The organism is Saccharothrix coeruleofusca (assembly GCF_017876325.1).
GTDB lineage: Bacteria > Actinomycetota > Actinomycetes > Mycobacteriales > Pseudonocardiaceae > Actinosynnema > Actinosynnema coeruleofuscum.
Map to the genome: position 1 here is coordinate 976,996 of NZ_JAGINV010000001.1, position 19,581 is coordinate 996,576.

At 71.5% G+C, this 19,581-nt stretch carries 1 protein-coding gene; it reads left to right on the plus strand.

Annotated features, from left to right (window positions below):
• The first annotated feature begins 8 nt into the window (after positions 1-8).
• Positions 9-19,580 carry a non-ribosomal peptide synthase/polyketide synthase gene (locus tag JOF41_RS04770; RefSeq protein ID WP_209616394.1) on the plus strand — a complete coding sequence of 6,524 codons (19,572 nt, stop codon included), beginning with the start codon at positions 9-11 and terminating at the stop codon, positions 19,578-19,580.
• Position 19,581 lies beyond the last annotated feature (1 nt).

The following is a 19,581-nucleotide window of genomic DNA, read 5'->3' on the forward strand; positions in this document are numbered from 1 at the left end:
GAGTTCCGGTGAGCCGACAGTCCCGAGTGGTCCAGGACGTCCTTCCGCTCTCGCCGCTGCAGGAAGGCCTGCTGTTCCACCACCGGCTCACTGGTGAGGGCACCGACCTCTACGCAGGCCAGGTCGTGATCGACCTCTCCGCTCCCGTCGACGTGCCGGTGGTGCGCAGGGCCGCGCAGGCGCTGGTCGAGCGGCACGACAGCCTCCGTGCCTGCTTCCGGCCGCGCAAGTCCGGTGAGCTGGCGCAGCTCGTGGTGCGCTCGGTTCCGCTGGCCTGGCAGGAGGTGTCCGCGTCGGCCGCGGAGTCGGAGGCGCTGATCGAGGCCGAACGGCGGCGCCGGTTCGACCTGGCCACGCCGCCGCTGCTGCGGTTCCTGCTGATCCGCGTCGAGGACGGTTACCGGTTGGTGCTGACGTTCCACCACGTGGTGGTGGACGGCTGGTCGCTGCCCGTGTTGGTGCGCGAGTTCCTGGCGCTGTGCGGGCAGACGGCGGCACTGCCGAGGGCCCGCCCGTTCGGCGACTACCTGCGCTGGCTCGGCGGTCAGGATCGTGAGGCCGCGCTGAGGGCGTGGCGGGACGCGCTGGGCGACGTCGACGAACCCACTCTCGTCGCGCCTGGGGTGTCGACGCAGGCGGTGCTGCCCGAGCAGGTGCACCGCGAGCTATCCGAGGAGGACACAGGCGCCCTTACGAGGTGGGCGCGTGTGAACGGGCTGACGCTGAACACCGTCGTGCAGGGCATCTGGGGTCTCGTGCTCGGCGGCTTCACCGGCCGCGACGACGTCGTCACCGGTATCACGGTGTCCGGCAGGCCACCGGAGCTCGACGGCGTCGAGTCGATGGTCGGCATGTTCATCAACACCGTACCGCTGCGCGTCTCGCTGAACCCGCGCGAGGAGCTGCTCGGCCTGCTGAAGCGCCTGCAGGCGGAGCAGTCCGCCCTCCTGCCGCACCAGCACCTCGGGCTCAACGACAGCCAGGGCGGCCGCGAGCTGTTCGACACGTTGTGCGCGTTCCAGAACTACCCGTCGAGTGGATCCGTCGTGGAGGGCGGGCTCGCCGTCACCGGCATCGTGGCGCGCGGCGGCGACGCGACGCACTACCCGCTGACGTTCATCGTCGGACCGGGCCGCACGCTGCGGTTTCACCTCGACTACCGGCCGGACGCGCTGGACCTCGCGACCGTCGAGTCGCTGGCGGACCAGGTGCTGCGGCTCTTCGCGCTGGTCCCGGAGTCCGCCGACGTCCCTGTCGGTGCCGTGCGGCTGCTCGGCGACGCCGAGCTGGCGAGCCTCCAGCGGCGTGGCGAGGGCACCGGTGATGTCGCCGACCTCGGTGCCACGATTCCCGAGCTCTTCCAGGCTCAGGCGAGCCGCACACCGGACGCCACCGCGGTGGTCTGCGGTGGGGCGGAACTGTCGTACGCCGCGCTGAACGAGACGTCGAACCGGTTGGCACATCACCTGATCGATCGCGGTCTGCGGGCGGGAGCCGTGGTGGCACTGCTGCTCCCGCGTGGGCCCGAGCTCGTCCCCGCAGTGCTCGGCGTGCTCAAGTCCGGGGCCGCGTACCTGCCGATCGACCCGGTGCAGCCGGTCGACCGCATCCGCTTCCTGCTCGGCGACGCATCCGCGACCGTGCTGCTGACGGTGCGCTCGCAGGCCGGGCGGTTGCCCGCCGACCTGCCTGCGGACGTGGTCGTCCTGGACGACGAGGACCTGCTGATCCACCACCCCGCGACCGATGTCGTGGACCGGACCGCCCCGTTGCTGCCGCAGCACCCCGCGTACGTCATCTACACCTCGGGTTCCACCGGCGAGCCGAAGGGCGTCGTCGTCACGCACGAGAACGTCGTCCGGCTGATGACGGCGACCGAGCGTCACTTCGGGTTCGCCGAGACCGACGTCTGGACGTTGTTCCACAGCTACGCCTTCGACTTCTCGGTCTGGGAGCTGTGGGGACCGCTGCTGCACGGCGGCAAGCTCGTCGTGGTGCCGCACGACGTCAGCCGTTCGCCGGAGGACTTCCTCGCACTGCTCGCCGAGCAGCGGGTGACGTTCCTCAACCAAACGCCGTCTGCGTTCTACCAGCTCGCGCAGGCCGATGCCGAGAACCCCGGCCGCGAGCTCGCGTTGCGGCACGTCGTGTTCGGCGGCGAGGCGCTCGATCCGGCCCGCCTGGCCGATTGGTACGCGCGGCACCCGGACGGCCCGTTGCTGTCCAACATGTACGGCATCACCGAGACGACCGTGCACGTCAGTTACGTGGCGCTGGACGACACCGTGTCGCGCAGCATGATCGGCGGGCCGATCGCGGACCTGTCCGCATACGTCCTGGACGACAACCTGCGGCTGGTCGCACCCGGTGTCACGGGTGAGCTGTACATCGCGGGTTCCGGTCTGGCCCAGGGCTATCTGAACCAACCGGGCCGCACGTCGGCCCGGTTCGTCGCGAACCCCTTCGGCACCGGCCGGCTCTACCGCACCGGCGACCTGGCGCGCTGGACGGCCGACGGGCTCGAGTACCTCGGCCGGTCCGACCACCAGGTGAAGGTCCGCGGGTTCCGCATCGAGCTGGGCGAGATCGAGACGAAGATCGTCACGCAGCCGGAGGTCACCGACGCGGCCGTGGTGCTGCGGGAGATCAGCGCGGGCGACGAGGGATTGGTCGCCTACGTCGTCGGGGACGTCGACGTGGCGGCGTTGCGCGACCGGCTCACCGGTGCGCTGCCCGCGTACATGGTGCCGGCCGCGTTCGTCGTGCTGGACGCGTTGCCGTTGACGGTCAACGGAAAGCTCGACCGCAAGGCTCTGCCCGCACCGGAACGCGCGACGTCCGCCCGCTCCCGTGCGGCGCGAACCCCGCGCGAAGAGATCCTGTGCGGCCTCTTCGCCGAGGTGCTCGGGGTCGCGGCGGTCGGCGTGGACGACGACTTCTTCCTGCTGGGCGGGCATTCGCTGCTCGCCGTGCGGCTCGCCGGGCGCATCCGGTCGACGCTCAAGGCCGAGCTGTCCATCCAGCAGATCTTCGGCAACCCCACACCTGCCGGACTCGCGGCCTGCCTGGACGGTGCGGACGAGGCCCGCGCGGGCGTCGTGCCCGTGCGGAGGCCGGCCGAGGTCCCGTTGTCCTCCGGGCAGCGGCGGTTGTGGTTCCTGCACCGCTTCGAGGAGCCGAACGCCGTCTACAACCTGCCGATGGCGCTGCGCGTGTCCGGGCGGCTCGACGTGGCACGGCTGCGGCAGGCGCTCGCGGGTGTCGTCGCGCGGCACGAGGTGCTGCGGACCGTCTACGAGGAAGGCACCGGCCAGCCCGTGCAGGTCGTGCTCCCGGACGCGACCGCGGCGCTGGAAGTGGTGCAGTGCGAGGAAGACGAGCTCGCGAGCAGGCTCGCCGAAGCGTCGGGGTACGTGTTCGACCTGGCCGCGGAGTGCCCGGTGCGGGTGACCGTGTTCGAGACCGGCGACGAGTCCGTGGTCCTGGTGCTGCTGCACCACATCGCGGGCGACGGCTGGTCGGTTTCCTTGCTGCTGCGTGAACTGGGTGAGCTCTACGCGGGCCGGACGCTGCCGTCGCTCGACGTGCAGTACGCGGACTACGCGCTGTGGCAGCGGGAAGTGCTCGGCGCCGAGGACGACGCGGACAGCCCGGCGGCCCGCCAGCTCGGCTACTGGCGCGATCAGCTGGCCGGACTGCCCACCCAGCTGGACCTGCCTGTCGACCGGCCACGACGGGCGGTGGCGTCCTACCGGGGTGACCGCGTCGAGTTCGACGTGTCAGCCGAGCTGCACGCCGCGTTGTCCGCGCTCGCCCGCGACACGGGGACGAGCGTGTTCATGGTCGTGCAGGCCGCCCTGGCGGTCCTGTTGTGCCGCATGGGCGGTGGCACGGACATCCCGATCGGCACGCCTGTCGCGGGTCGAGTCGACGAGGCCGTCGAGGGCCTGGTCGGGTTCTTCGTGAACTCGCTGGTGCTGCGCACGGACCTCTCCGGTGATCCCGCGTTCGCCGAGCTGCTGGGCCGGGTGCGCGACACCGACCTGGAGGCGTACGCGAACCAGGACGTGTCGTTCGAACGGCTCGTCGAGGTGCTGAACCCGGAGCGCTCGCTCAGCAGGCACCCGCTGTTCCAGGTGATGCTCACGTTCGACAACGCGGGCCTCGGGCTGACCGCGGGCGAACTCGGCGGGTTGTTCGGCGCGGAGGTCGTACCGCAGCCGGTGCGCGCGGCGGCGGCGAAGTTCGACCTGCTCTTCACGTTCAACGACCGGGAAGAGGGGCTGCGCGGCGCGTTGCTGTACAGCACCGACCTGTTCGAGCCTGCCACTGCGCGCAACCTCACCGACCGGTTGCTGCGAGTGCTGGAGACCGTCGTCGCCGCACCCGGCCGCCGGGTCGGCGAGATCGACGTGCTGCTGCCCGCCGACCGGTTCGCCAAGTGGAACGACACCCGCGTGGACGTGCCGTCCACCACGCTGGCCGCACTGTTCAGCGAGCAGGTGCGCCGGACGCCGGACGCTCAGGCGCTGGTGTTCGAGGACGAGTCGCTGTCCTACGCGGAACTCGATGAACGGGCCACCCGGCTCGCCCGCGTGCTCGTCCGGCACGGTGCCGGGCCAGGTGGGCTGGTCGCCGTCTCGTTGCCGCGCTCGCTCGACCTCGTCGTGTCGCTGCTCGCCGTGCACAAGGCGGGCGCGGCCTACGTGCCGGTCGATCCCGGCTACCCGGCCGAGCGGATCGCCCACGTGCTGGCGGACTCGCAGCCGTCACTGGTGCTCACCGAGGACTTCCTCGGTGAGCTCGACCTCGCGGCCGAGGACGCCGCCCCGTTCGACTCCGGACTGCTGCCTGCGCATCCGGCGTACGTGATCTACACGTCCGGTTCGACCGGCAAACCCAAGGGTGCGGTGATCCCGCACGCGGGCATCGTCAACCGGTTGCTGTGGATGCAGCACGAGTACGGGCTCACCGCCGACGACCGGGTGCTGCAGAAGACGCCCGCCGGGTTCGACGTGTCCGTCTGGGAGTTCTTCTGGCCGCTCATCACCGGCGCGACGCTGGTCGTGGCCAAGCCGGACGGGCACCGTGACCCGGCCTACCTGGCCGGGCTGATCCAGCGCGAACGGATCACCACCGTCCACTTCGTGCCTTCGATGCTGCAGGAGTTCCTGGCGGAGCCGTCGGCCGCTCGGTGCACCGGACTGCGTCGGGTGATCTGCAGTGGTGAGGCGCTGCCCGACTCGGCCCGCCGCCGGTTCGCCGAGCTGCTGCCCGCCGGTCTGCACAACCTGTACGGCCCGACCGAGGCCTCGGTCGACGTCACGTACTGGGAGTGCAGGCCCGATGGTGAGGACGCGGTCGTGCCGATCGGGCGGCCCGTCTGGAACACGCGGGTGCACGTGCTCGACCGCTTCCTGCGCCCGGTGCCCGCCGGTGTTCCCGGCGAGCTGTACCTCGCGGGAGTCCAGCTCGCGGACGCCTACCTGAACCGTCCTTCCCTGACCGCCCAGCGCTTCGTGGCCGGGCCGGAGGGACGCCTGTACCGCACCGGTGACCTGGCGCGCTGGAGCCCTCAGGGCTACCTGGAGTTCCTCGGCCGCACCGACGACCAGGTCAAGATCCGCGGCTTCCGGATCGAGCTGGGCGAGATCGAGTCGGTGCTCGCGAGCCACCCGGCGGTGGACCACGTCGTCGTGCTCGCCCGCGAACTGCGGCCAGGCGATCTGAGCCTCGTCGCATACGTCGTGGGCGACGCCGACTTCGGTGACCTGCGGGAACACGCGAGCACGTCATTGCCGGAACACATGGTGCCGTGGACGTTCGTGCGAATGGACGCCCTGCCGGTGTCCGCGCACGGCAAGATCGACCGCAAGGCGCTGCCCCTGCCCGAGGCTCCCGCCAGCGCGGGCCGTGCGCCACGCACGACCCGCGAACGCGAGCTGTGCGCGTTGTTCGCCGAGGTCCTCGGCGTGCCCGAGGTCAGTGCGGACGACAACTTCTTCGAGCGCGGCGGCCACTCGCTGCTGGTGGCACGGCTGGTCAGCCGGATGCGGCAGGACCTCGGCGCCGAACTCACGATGCGCCAGGTCTTCGAGTCACCGACACCGGAGTCGCTGGCGCGTACGGTCGGCCCGTCCACGCGGCGGCTGGAGCTGACCGCGGACCAGCGGCGGTTGTGGCTGCTGCACAACCTGCAGGAGAGCTCTGCTCTCTACAACGTGCCGGAAGCGGTGCGGTTGCGCGGAAAGCTCGACCTGCCCCGGTTGCGCGGCGCGCTGAGCGCCGTCGTGGCCGCCAACCCGGCGCTGCGCACACTGCTCGTGGACGAGACGCACGCCCTGCTGCTGGACGAGGTCGAGCTGGAGATCGCCTGCCTCGCGGAGCTGGAGGACTTCGCGCTGCGGCCGTTCGACCTGACCTCCGAGATCCCGGTGCGGGCTGGGCTGCTGCGGCTCGCGGCGGACGACCACGTGCTGCTGCTGGTGATGCACCACAGCGCGGGCCGGGGGTGGTCCTCGTTCTCCGGCCAGCTCGCCGCCGCGTACCGGGGCGAGCCGGTGCCGCCGATCGCGGTCACGCCCGCCACGGGCGAGTCCGCCTGCCACTGGCGCCGCGTGCTGGCGGACCTGCCCGACGAGCTGAGCCTGCCGACCGATCGGCCGCGACCGCCCGTCGCCACGCATCGGGGTGACGCGATCGACTTCGAGTTGCCCGAGGGCACCGGCTTCGCCGAGGCGCATGCGGCGCTGCTGACCGTGCTGCACCGGCTCGGCGCGGGCACGGACCTGGTGCTCGGCACGCCCGTCGAGGGGCGCGCGGACGACGCTGTGGTGCTGCGCACCGACATCGAAGGCGCCGGCACGTTCACCGAGCTCGTCGAGCGCGCGGCCGAGACGCTGCGGATCGCCCGCGAGCACCAGGACGTGCCGTTCGAGCAGCTGGTCGAGATCGCCGACCCGGTGCGCTCGCGAGCACGCCACCCGTTGTTCCAAATCGTGCTGTCCGCCGCCGACGACCTGGAGTTCGACGGCCTGGAGACCGCCCGGTACCCGGTGCACACCGGGACGTCCCGCTTCGACCTGCACCTCACCGTGCGGCCGGGTGGTGCGACGCTCGAGTTCAGCACCGACCTGTTCGACCGCGCCACCGCGCAGTCCTTCGTGGGCCGCCTGCGGAAGGTGCTGACCGAGCGGGGCGTGCTGGCCGGCATCGAGCTGCTGACCGGCGAAGAACGCCGTCACCTGCTGGAGACGGTCAACGACACGGCCGTCGCCGTCGAGGCGGGGTCGATCGTCGAGTGGTTCGAGGACACCGCCGCCCGCCAGCCGGACGCGCTGGCGGTGATCGGCCGGGACGACTCGCTGACCTACCGCGAGCTGGACGAACTGGCCAACGGCCTCGCGCACTGGCTGATCGCGCGCGGCGCAGGCCCGGAGGACCTGGTGGCGCTCGCGCTGCCGAAGTCGGAGCAGACGATCGTCGCGGTGCTGGGCGTGCTGAAGTCGGGCGCCGCGTACCTGCCGCTGGAGCTGACCCATCCGGCGGACCGGCGGCGGGCCGTGCTGGACGACGCGCGGCCCGCGTTCACCGTCACGCCGGAGGACCTCGCGGTCGTCGAGCCACGCGCGGACAGCCCGCGGGTGACGTGCTCGGGGGAGCATCCGGCGTACGTGGTCTACACGTCCGGTTCGACGGGCAAGCCCAAGGGCGTCGTGATCTCGAGGCACGCCTTGCTCAACGCGATGACGGCGTTCGCGCCGATCTTCGGCCTCGGTCCGGGCGACCGGATGGTCGCGGTCGCCCCGGTCGGGTTCGACATGGCGAAGCCCGAGCTGTTCCTTGCGGTGCTGTCCGGCGCGATCTTGGTCGTCCCGGACGCGGACGAGAGTCGCGACCCGGCGGTGCTGCGCGAGCTCCTGCGCGACGCCACCGTGCTGCAGGCGACGCCCAGCCTCTGGCAGGCGTTGCTGGGTGAGATCGAACCCGGCGAGCTGAGCGGGATCCGGGCGTTCATCGGGGCAGAGGCGCTGCCGGTGGACCTGATGCGCCGGTTGCGCGCCGAGGTGCCGTCGCTGACGAACCTCTACGGCCCCACCGAGACCACGGTGTGGTCGACGTCGTCGGAGATCGGCCAGGACGCGGTCGCGCCTGCGATCGGCCGACCGCTCGCGAACACGCAGGTGTACGTGCTGGACTCCGCGCTGCGGCCGGTGCCCCCCGGCGTTCCCGGCGAGCTCTACATCTCCGGCGACGGTGTCGCTCGCGGCTACCTGAACCGGCCGGGGCTGTCGGCGGAACGGTTCGTCGCCAACCCGTTCGGACCGAGCCGGATGTACCGGACCGGCGACCTGGTGAGCTGGGCCGCCGACGGGGAACTGCGGTTCATCGGCCGGGTCGACCACCAGGTGAAGGTGCGCGGGTTCCGCATCGAGCTGGGCGAGATCGAGGCCGCGCTGGCCGCGCAGCCCGGCGTGCGGCAGTGCGTCGTGCTGGCGCGCGAGGACCGGCCGGGTGATGTGCGGCTGGTGGCGTACGTGGTGGGCGAGCACGACGCGGCCGGCCTGCGCTCGGTGCTGCCGGACTACATGGTGCCCTCGGCTTTCGTGCGGCTGGAGTCGTTCCCGCTCAACGTGAACGGCAAGGTCGACCGCAAGGCCCTGCCCGCGCCGGAGTACGGGTCCGCGACCGGGCGTGCGCCGCGCACGCCGACCGAGGAGATCCTCTGCGGACTCTTCGCCGAGGTGCTCGGCGCCGCGGAGGTGAGCCCCGAGGACAGCTTCTTCGAACTGGGCGGGCATTCGCTGCTCGCAATCCAGCTGCTCAGCCGGATCCGGTCGACGCTGAACGCGGAGATCTCGGTGCGGCAGCTGTTCGAGACGCCGACCGTCGCCGGGGTCGCGGAGGCGGTGCGGTACGCCGAGACCGGCCGCGTGGGCGTGCGGCCGGTCGTGCCGCGGCCGGAACGCGTGCCGTTGTCGTTCGTGCAGCAGCGGTTGTGGTTCATGAACCGGGTCGAGGGCGCGAGCGCGACCTACAACATCCCGCTGACCTTGCGACTGTCCGGTTCGCTCGAAGTGGCGGCGCTGCGGCAGGCCATCGGTGACGTCGTCGAGCGGCACGAACCGTTGCGCACGGTCTTCGCCGAGGACGGCAAGGGTGCTTACCAGGTGGTGCTCGACGCGGTCGAACCGCCGCTGCTGGTCGTCCCCGCGACCGAGGAGACCCTGGAGGCACAACGCGCTGAGGCCGCGCGGTACGCCTTCGACCTCGCCAACGAGGTCCCGGTGCGGTCGTGGCTCTTCGAACTGGGCGCGCAGGAGCGGCTGCTCCTGGTGCTGATCCACCACATCGCCGGTGACGGCTGGTCGATGCCGGTGCTGGTGCGCGACCTCGCCACCGCCTACGCCGCGCGCAAGGCAGGTGAGTCTCCACAGTGGACTCCGCTGCCGGTCGCCTACGCGGACTACGCCCTGTGGCAGCGGGACCAGCTCGACGGTGGTGCCATCGACGACCAGCTCGGCTACTGGACCGAGACGCTGGCCGACCTGCCGGTCGAGCTGCAGCTCCCGCTGGACCGGCCGCGCCCGGCCGTGCCGACCTACCAGGGCGGGCGGATCGAGTTCGCGTTGTCACCCGAGCTGCACACTGGTCTGCTGCGGCTCGCGCGGCAGACCAGGGCGAGTCTCTTCATGGTGGCGCAGGCCGCGGTCGCCACGCTACTGACCCGGCTCGGCGGCGGCACGGACATCCCGATCGGTTCGCCGGTCGCGGGCCGCACCGACGCCGCGACCGACGACCTGGTCGGCCTCTTCATCAACACGCTGGTGCTGCGCACCGACGTCTCCGGCGACCCGACGGTGGCCGAGCTGGTCGAACGGGTGCGGGAGACCGACCTGGCCGCGTACGCGAACCAGGATGTGCCGTTCGAGCGGCTGGTGGAGGCGCTCAACCCGGAACGGTCGCTCGCGCGGCAACCGTTGTGCCAGACCGTGCTCACGGTCGACAGCACCGACCAGCAGTCCGCGACCGCCGAGGTCGAGGAGCTGCTCGGCGTCACGATCACGCCCGGCACCACGGAGACCGGCGTCGCCCGCACCGACCTGCTGTTCGGGCTGGCGGAGAAGCGCGGCGAAAACGGCGCTCCCGCCGGGGTGCGGGGTGCGTTGCTCTACAGCGCCGACCTGTTCGACGACGACACCGCGCAGAGCATGGTGCGCAGGTTCGTGCTGGTCCTGGAGGCGATGGCGGCGGCGCCGGACCGCCGGATCGCCGAGATCGACGTACTGGACCCGGCCGAGCGGCACCGGATGCTGGTGGAGTGGAACGACACCGGCCACGAGGTCGTTCCCGCCACCCTGCCGGAGCTGTTCGCCCGGCAGGTCGCCCGCACGCCCGGCGCACTCGCCCTGGTCGAGGGCTCGGTGGAAGTCACCTACACCGAACTGGGTGAGCGCGTCCGCCGGTTCGCGTCCGTGCTGGCGGGGCGGGGAGTCGGCAAGGGGTCGCTGGTCGCGATCGTCATGCCGCGCTCGATCGACCTCGTGGTGGCGATCATGGCGGTGACGTGGGCGGGCGCGGCGTACGTGCCGATCGAGCCGGACTACCCGGCCGAGCGCATCCGCTTCACGTTCGACGACGCGAAGCCCACGCTGGTGATCACGGCGCCGGACGTGGTGCTTCCGGCCGGGCCCGAGCAGATCTGCGTGACCGACGACGGAGACGCGGGATTCACGTCTCCGGAGCTGTCGCCGCTCGATCCGGTGTACGTGATCTACACGTCCGGTTCGACGGGACGGCCGAAGGGCGTCGTGATCGAGCACGGGCCGCTCAACCTCTACCTGTCCTATGCGGCCGAGAACTACCCGAGCGTCGCAGGCCGCACGTTGCTGCACTCGCCGGTTGCGTTCGACCTGACCGTCACGTCCCTGCTCGCCCCGCTCGTCACGGGTGGCTGCGTGCAGGTCGCGCCGCTGGCCGAGGACGCGGAGGTGCTGCGACCGACGTTCCTCAAGGTCACGCCCGCGCACATGTCGCTGCTGCTGGCGCTGCCGAACCAGTTCTCGCCGACCGGTGAGCTCGTGGTCGGCGGCGAGGCCCTGATGAGCGAGGTCGTGCGGCAGTGGCTCGCGCGCCACCCCGGTGCCACCGTGATCAACGAAGGTGGCGCGACCGAGGCGACCGTCGGCTGCATCGTGGAACGCGTGCGGGTCACCGATCCGCTGGCACCCGGTGAGGTCCCGGTGGGCAGGGGCACCTGGAACACTCAGATATACGTGCTCGACGACGCGTTGCAGCCGGTGCCGCCGCGGGTGCGCGGTGAGCTCTACATCGCGGGCGACATGCTGGCGCAGGGCTACCTGAACCGGCCGGGCCTGACCGCGTCCCGGTTCGTGGCGAACCCCTTCGGCGCGGGAAGGCTCTACCGCACCGGCGACTGGGCGCGCTGGAATGACGACGGCAGGCTGCTGTACCTCGGGCGGGTCGACGACCAGGTCAAGGTGCGTGGCTACCGGGTCGAACTGGGTGAGGTCGAGACCGCGGTGCTGTCCGCCCGCGGGGTCGCCCGCGGCACGGTGATCGTGCGCGAGGACAACCCCGGTGACCGCAGGCTCACCGCGTACGTGGTGCCGGAACCCGGTGCGACCGTCGACCCGCAGGCGATTCGGGACGAGGTCTCGGCCTCGTTGCCGGAGTACATGGTGCCTGCGGCGGTGCTGGTGCTCGACGACCTGCCGCTGACCGGCAACGGCAAGGTGGACCGGGCCGCGCTGCCCGCACCCGACTGGGGTGCGGCCGCAGGCGGCCGGGCACCGCGGACCCCGCGCGAGGTGGTCCTCTGCGGGCTGTTCGCCGAGGTGCTGGGCGTGGCCGAGGTCGGCGCCGACGACGACTTCTTCGCACTGGGCGGGCACTCGCTGCTGGTCACGAAGCTGGTCAGCCGGGTGCGCGAGAGCCTGTCCGCCGAGGTGTCGATCCGGCAGCTGTTCGAGACTCCCACCGTCGCGGGTCTCGCCGCCGCGCTGGACGGCGCGTCAGGTGCGCGGGCCGGGGTCAGGGCGGTCACGCCGCGACCGGAGCGGCTGCCGTTGTCGTACGCGCAGCAGCGCCTGTGGTTCATGAACAAGCTCGAAGGGCCGTCGCCGACCTACAACATCCGCGGTGCGATGCGGATGGAGGGTCCACTGGACCACGACGCGTTGCGGCAGTCGCTGGTGGACGTCGTGACGCGGCACGAGACGCTGCGCACGGTCTTCGGCGAGGACGCCGATGGTCCGTTCCAGTGCGTGCTGCCGGAGGCACGTCCCGGTCTGACGGTCGTGCACACGACCGAGGACGAGCTGCTGGGCGAGCTCGACCTGGCGTCGCAACACGGGTTCGACCTGGCGGCGGAACCGCCGCTGCGCGCGGTGCTGTTCGTGACCGGGCCGCAGAGCCACGTGCTGTTGTTGCTGCTGCACCACATCGCGGGTGACGGTTGGTCGGGTCCGCTGCTCAGCCGCGACCTGACGACGGCGTACGCGGCCCGTGCGGCAGGCGAGGCTCCACCGTGGACGGAGCTGCCGGTGCAGTACGCGGACTACACGCTGTGGCAACGGGAGGTGCTGGGCGACGAGGACGACCAGGACAGCACGATCTCTAAGCAACTCGCCCACTGGAAGGAGGCGCTGAACGGGCTGCCTGCCGAACTGGCGCTGCCCACCGACCGACCGCGTCCCCCGGTGGCGAGCTACCGCGGCGGCACACTGGAGTTCGAGGTTCCCGACGAGCTGTACGCCGCGTTGACCGAGGTGGCGCGGCAGACCGGCGCGACGTTGTTCATGGTGGTGCAGGCCGCGCTGTCGATGTTGCTGAGCAGGCTCGGCGCCGGCACGGACATCCCGCTCGGCTCGCCGATCGCGGGCCGCACGGACGAGGCACTGGCCGGGTTGGTCGGGTTCTTCGTCAACACGCTGGTGCTGCGCACGGACGTCTCCGGCGACCCGACGTTCGCCGAGCTGGTCGGCCGGGTCCGCGACGTCGACCTGGGCGCGTACGCGAACCAGGACGTGCCGTTCGAGCGGCTCGTGGAGGTGCTCAACCCGGAGCGGTCGCTGTCGCGGCACCCGCTGTTCCAGGTCACGTTGTCGCTCAACAACGTCGACCGGGCGGTGGACGCCTCCTCGACCCCGACCGGGCTCGCCGTCCGCGGCCTGGTCGTGGACGACGACACCGCCAAGGTCGACCTCGGCGTGTACCTGCAGGAGGCGCACGGCAGGCTGACCGGAGCCATCGAGTTCGCGACCGACCTGTTCGACGAGGCGACGGCACGCTCGCTGGCGGCGCGGTTCGTGCTGGTGCTGCGGGTGGTCGCGGCCGACCCGTCGGTGCGGGTCAGCGAGGTCGACGTGCTCTCGGAGCCGGAACGGCACCTGTTGCTGGTGGAGCGCAACGACACGGCGCTGCGGCTGCCGGTGTGGTCCTTCGCCGAGATGTTCGAACGCCAGGTAGCCCGTACCCCGGACGTGATCGCCGTCGAGTTCGAGGGCATCGGGCTGACCTACGCGGAGCTGAACCAGCGCGCGAACCGGCTGGCGCACCTGCTGATCGACCGCGGCACCGGTCCGGAGTCGCTGGTGGCGCTGGCGATGCCGCGGTCGGAGGAGTGGATCACCTCGATGCTCGCGGTGGTGAAGGCCGGAGCGGCCTACCTGCCGCTCGACCCGAGCCAGAACGAGGAGCGGATGCGGCAGGTCCTGTCCGACGCGCGGCCGTCGATCGTCCTGGTGGACAAGGACTCCCGCGGCGCACTGGAACAGCTCGTGACCGAGCCGCTGCTGGTGGTCGACGACAACGACACGGTCGCCGAGACCGAGGCCATGTCCTGCTTCGACCCACCGGTGCGGACGACCCGCGACAGCCTGGCGTACGTGATCTACACGTCCGGCTCGACCGGGAAGCCGAAGGGCGTGGCGGTCAGCAACTCGGGGCTGGCGAGCATGCTGCACAGCCACGTCGACAAGCTCGGCATGGCACCGGGCGCCCGCGCGTTGCAGCTGCTCTCGCTGAGCTTCGACGCGAGCGTCGCGGACGTCGGCAGGACGCTGGTGTCCGGCGCGACGCTGGTCCTCGGGCCGTCCGCGCGGGAGCTGGACGGCAGGCAGCTCACGGAGCTGATCCTGGAACAGGGGATCACGCACCTGATGCTGCCGCCGCCGTTGCTGGCGACGATCAACGCCGCCGAGGTGCCCGGCGTGCGGTCCGTCTGCTCCGGTGGCGAGGCGATGACGCCGGAGCTGGCGCGGCAGTGGACCCGCGGTGGGCGGCGGCTCGTGATCGGGTACGGCCCGACCGAGACGACAGTGGCGCCGACGATGACGCAACCCCTCGGCCCGGAGGAGGTTCCGCACATCGGGCGGCCGGTGCCGAACACGCGGGCCTACGTCCTGGACGAACGGCTGCGCCTGGTCCCGGACGGCATGACCGGTGAGCTCTACCTCGCGGGACACGGCCTCGCGCGGGGTTACGTCTCGCAGCCGGGGATGACCGCGGAACGGTTCGTCGCCTCGCCGTTCGGCGGCAGGATGTACCGGACCGGTGACCTGGTGCGCTGGAACCGCGCGGGCAACCTGGAGTTCGTCGGCCGGGCCGACGACCAGGTGAAGGTGCGCGGGTTCCGGGTCGAGCTGGGCGAGGTTCGGAGCGTGCTCGCGGCCGGTCCGGACGTCGAGCAGGTCGCGGTCGTCGTGCGCGAGGACCAGCCCGGTGACCGGCGTCTGGTCGCGTACGCGGTGCCTGCGGACGGTGCCGTGCTGCGGCCGGAGGACCTGAAGCGCCGTGCGGCGGAAGTGCTGCCGGACTACATGGTGCCGTCCGCGGTCGTGGTCCTGCCGGAGCTTCCGCTGAACGGCAACCACAAGGTCGACGTGCGGGCGCTGCCCGCGCCGGACTACTCGGCGTCGTCCTCCGGACGGCTGCCGCGCACCCCGCGTGAGGAGATCCTCTGCGAGCTGTTCGCCTCGGTGCTCGGCGTCGAGCGGGTCGGTGTCGACGACAGCTTCTTCGACCTGGGTGGCCATTCGCTGCTGGCGACCAGGCTGGTCAGCAGGATCTCCGCGACGCTGGGCGGAGACCTGGGCATCCGGCAGGTGTTCGAGTCACCGACCGTCGCCGGGCTTGCCGAGGCGCTGGAGTCCGGGCGGAGCGTGCGGTCGCGGGTGCGCCGCATGTCGTCCGACGGCGAGCTGCCGTTGTCGTTCGGCCAGCGCAGGCTGTGGTTCGTCAACCAGATCGAGGGACCGAACGCCACCTACAACATGCGACTGGCGCTGCGGCTCAACGGCCCGTTGGACCGGGCCGCGCTCGCTGCCGCGCTGTCCGATGTGGCCGGTCGGCACGAGTCGCTGCGCACGGTGTTCGCTGAGAGCGACCACGGCCCGGTGCAGGTCGTGCTGCCGGAACCGGCCCTGCGGCTGGAAGTCGTCCCGGTGGCTGACCTCGACGAGCAGGTGCGCGAGGCGGCGTCGCTCGGTTTCGACCTCGCGTCGGAACCGGCGATGCGGGCGTGGCTGTTCGCCTCCGGACCCGAGTCGCACGTGTTCTTGCTGTCGATGCACCACATCCTGGTCGACGGCTGGTCGATGTCCGTGCTGTCGCGCGACCTCGTCCAGGCCTACACCGCGCGGTGCGCGGGTGCGGCACCGGAGTTCGCGCCGCTCGACCTGCGGTACGCGGACTACGCGCTGTGCCAGCGGGAAGCGCTGGGGTCGGAGGACGATCCGGACAGCGTGATCTCCGCTCAGCTGGCGCACTGGACGTCGAAGCTGCGCGACCTGCCTGCCGAGCTGCGCCTGCCGCTGGACCGGCCGCGTCCGGCGACCGCGTCCTATCGGGGCGCACAGGTGCACTTCACACTGCCCGCCGAAGTGCACGCCGGTCTCGCCGCGCTGGGCAGGTCCAGCGGTGCCAGCATGTTCATGGTGCTGCAGGCGGCGGTGGCCGCGGTGCTGAACAGGTTCGGCGCTGGCGTGGACGTGCCGATCGGCACGGTCGTGGCAGGCCGCACCGACGACGCGCTCAACGACCTGGTCGGGTTCTTCCTCAACACGCTGGTGCTGCGGACCGACGTCTCGGGCGATCCGTCGTTCGAGCAGCTGGTGGCACGGGTGCGCGAGACCGATCTCGACGCGTTCGACCACCAGGAGCTGCCGTTCGAGCGGCTGGTGGACGCGCTGGCACCGGAACGCTCCATGTCGCGGCACCCGCTGTTCCAGGTGTTGTTGTCGCTCAACAACACCACCGATCCGTCCCTGGCCGTGCCCGCGCTGCCGGACGTCGAGGTGGCGCCGTACGAGGCGGCGCTCGGGGTGGCGAAGTTCGACCTGATGTTCGCGTTCGACGAGCTGCCAGGGGGTGGTGTCGCGGGCACGATCGAGTACGCGACCGATCTGTTCGACCAGGGGACCGCGGCTCGGATCGCCGACGGGTTCGGGCGCATCGCCGCCGCGGTGGCCGCCGAGCCGTCGACGACGATCAGCGCGCTGGACTTGCTCGACGCGGACGTGCGCGCCTGGCTGGAGGCCAGCCCGGACGGCGCGCCCGACAGCACCGTGCTCGACCTGTTCGCGGCGCAGGTGGCGCGCACGCCGGACGACATCGCGGTGTCCGGCGTGCGCGAGCTGACCTACCGGCAGCTCGACGCCGCGGCGAACGCCTTGGCCCGGCGCCTGCTGGCCGAAGGCGCCCGGCCCGACCGTCCGGTGGCGCTGCTGCTGCCGAGGTCGGTCGAGTACGTGGTGGCGGTGCTCGGCGTCCTCAAGGCCGGATCCGCCTACCTGCCGGTGGACGTCAGTGCACCGGAGGACCGCGTGCAGCGGATCCTCGCCGCCGCCGAGCCGGACGTCGTGGTCCGCGAGGTCGACGTGACCGCCGCGGCGGCGGCACCGGACGTGCTGGTCCTGCCCGATCAGCTGGCGTGCCTGATGTTCACCTCCGGATCGACCGGTGAGCCGAAGGGCGTCGGAGTCCGGCACCGCGACATCGCGGCACTGGCAACGGATTCACGGTTCGGCACGGCGCCCGACGTCGTTCCGCTGCACTCGCACGTCGCGTTCGACGCGTCGACCTACGAGCTGTGGGTGCCGTTGAGCCGTGGCGGCCGGGTCGTGGTGGTGCCGGGTGACCTCGATGCCGCCGCGATCGAAAGCCTCGACGTCACGGCGTTGTGGCTCACCGCGGGCCTGTTCCGGGTGATCGCGCAGGAATCTCCGGAATGCCTGCGCGGCGTGCGGGAGGTGTGGACCGGTGGTGACGTCGTGCCCGCCGCCGCGGTGCGGGCCGTGCGCGAGGCCTGTCCGGAGATCACGGTCGTCGACGGCTACGGGCCGACGGAGACCACGACGTTCGCGACGTCGTTCCGCATCGCGCCGGACGATGTCGTGCCGGACCGCGTCCCGATCGGCAAGCCGCTCGACGGCATGGTCACGTACGTGCTGGACGACTCGCTCGGCGTGGTACCGATCGGTGTCGTCGGCGAGCTGTACGTCGCGGGTGCCGGCCTGGCTCGGGGCTACGTCGGCAAACCCGCCGCCACGGCGGAACGGTTCGTCGCTTCGCCGTTCGGTGGTCGGATGTACCGGACCGGTGACCTGGTGCGCTGGACCGCCGACGGACAGCTGGAGTTCCTGGGCCGTGCCGACGACCAGGTCAAGATCCGCGGGTTCCGGGTGGAACCGGGTGAGATCGAGACCGCGCTGCGGCAGCTGCCGGGGGTCGCGGAGGCGGCGGTCGTGGTCGGCACCGGCGAGCACAAGCGGCTCATCGGGTACGTCGTCGGTGACGTGGACGGGATCGAGACCAGGCAGGCCCTGGCGCGTGTCCTGCCCGGCTACCTGGTGCCGGCGGCGGTCGTCGTGCTGGAGGTCCTGCCGCTGACCGCCAACGGCAAACTCGACCGCAAGGCGTTGCCCGAGCCGGGCTTCACCGCGAAGGCGACCGCGCCGCGTAGCGAACGCGAGGAGCTGCTGTGCCGGCTGTTCGCCGAGGTGCTGGGCCTGGAGGAGGTCGGTGCCGACGACGAGTTCTTCGCGCTCGGCGGCGACAGCATCATGTCGATCCAGCTCGCCAGCCGGGCCCGCCGGGCCGGTCTCGCGCTGACGGCCAAGGACATCTTCGAGCACAACACCCCGCAGGCGCTCGCGCTGGTCGCGGAGTCCACTGTGGAGGAGCTGATCGAGGAGCCTTGGTCCGGCGAGGTCGAGCTGACCCCGATCATGAGGCACTTCGTCGAGATCGGTGGTCCGATCGAGAAGCTCAGCCAGTGGCGGGTGGTGCAGGTGCCCGCCGGATGCACCGAGGAGAAGCTGACCAGGACGATCCAGGCCCTGGTCGACCACCACGAGGTGCTGCGGCTGCGGATCGGTCGGGACTGGCGCGCGGAGGTCGTGCCATCGCTGCCCGTGCGGATCACCCGCGTGGAGACCGACGATCCTCGCGAGATGGCCCGGCACGCCACCGCCGCGCGCGACCGGCTGGCACTGGACAACATGATGGAGGCCGTCTGGTTCGACCGAGGTGCCGAACCGGGACGGCTCTTCCTGATCCTGAGCCACTTCGCCGTGGACGGGGTGTCGTGGCGGATCCTGCTGCCGGACCTCGCCGAGGCGTGGGCCGCGATCGACCGCGGTGAGCAACCCGCGCTGCAGCCGGTGCGCACGTCGTTCCGAGGCTGGGCCAAGCGCCTCGCCGAGTGGGGCGCGCGCGTGCAGGACCAGGACTACTGGCGTGAGGTCGTGGCCGTACCACCGCTGTTCGACCACACGGGCAGGGACACGATCGACGACGCGAAGTCGTTGTCGCTGACGCTGCCCGCCGACGTCACGGCGGCGCTGCTGACGACGGTTCCCGAGGCGTTCTCGGCGCGGATCAACGAGGTGCTGCTCGCGGGTCTCGCGATGGCCGTGCGCGACCTGCGGTCGGTGCCGAGCTTCCTCGTGGACCTCGAAGGCCACGGCCGCCACGACGAGCTCGTCGGCAAGGTCGACACCTCGCGGACGATGGGCTGGTTCACCAGCATGCATCCCGTTCGGCTCGATCCCGGTGTGTTCGACCACCGCGACGCGTGGGCGGGCGGGCCGGCCACCGGCCAGATCCTCAAGCGGGTCAAGGAGACCCTGCGCGGGGTGCCGGACCACGGACTCGGGTACGGGTTCGCCGGCGTGACCGGACGGGCCGAGATCGGGTTCAACTACCTGGGCCGGTTCTCCGAGTCGTCCACCGCGGACGCCGGCGACTGGTCGGTGCTCGGCGACCTGGCCGGAATCTGCGGCCAGGACCCAGGGCTGCGGATGCCGCACCCGATCGAGGTCGCCGCGGTGACCAGGGACCGCGCAGACGGCCCGGTGCTGGTCGCGGAGTGGGTGTGGTCGGGGCGACTGCTGACCGAGGACGAGATGCGCGCGCTCGCCACGAGGTGGTTCGACGCGCTGATGGCGATCGCCAAACACGCGGAGAACCCGGACGCCGGTGGCCACACCCCGTCCGACGTGGCACTGACCGAGCTGAGCCAGGCCGAGATCGATCTGCTCGAGGAGGAGTACTGAC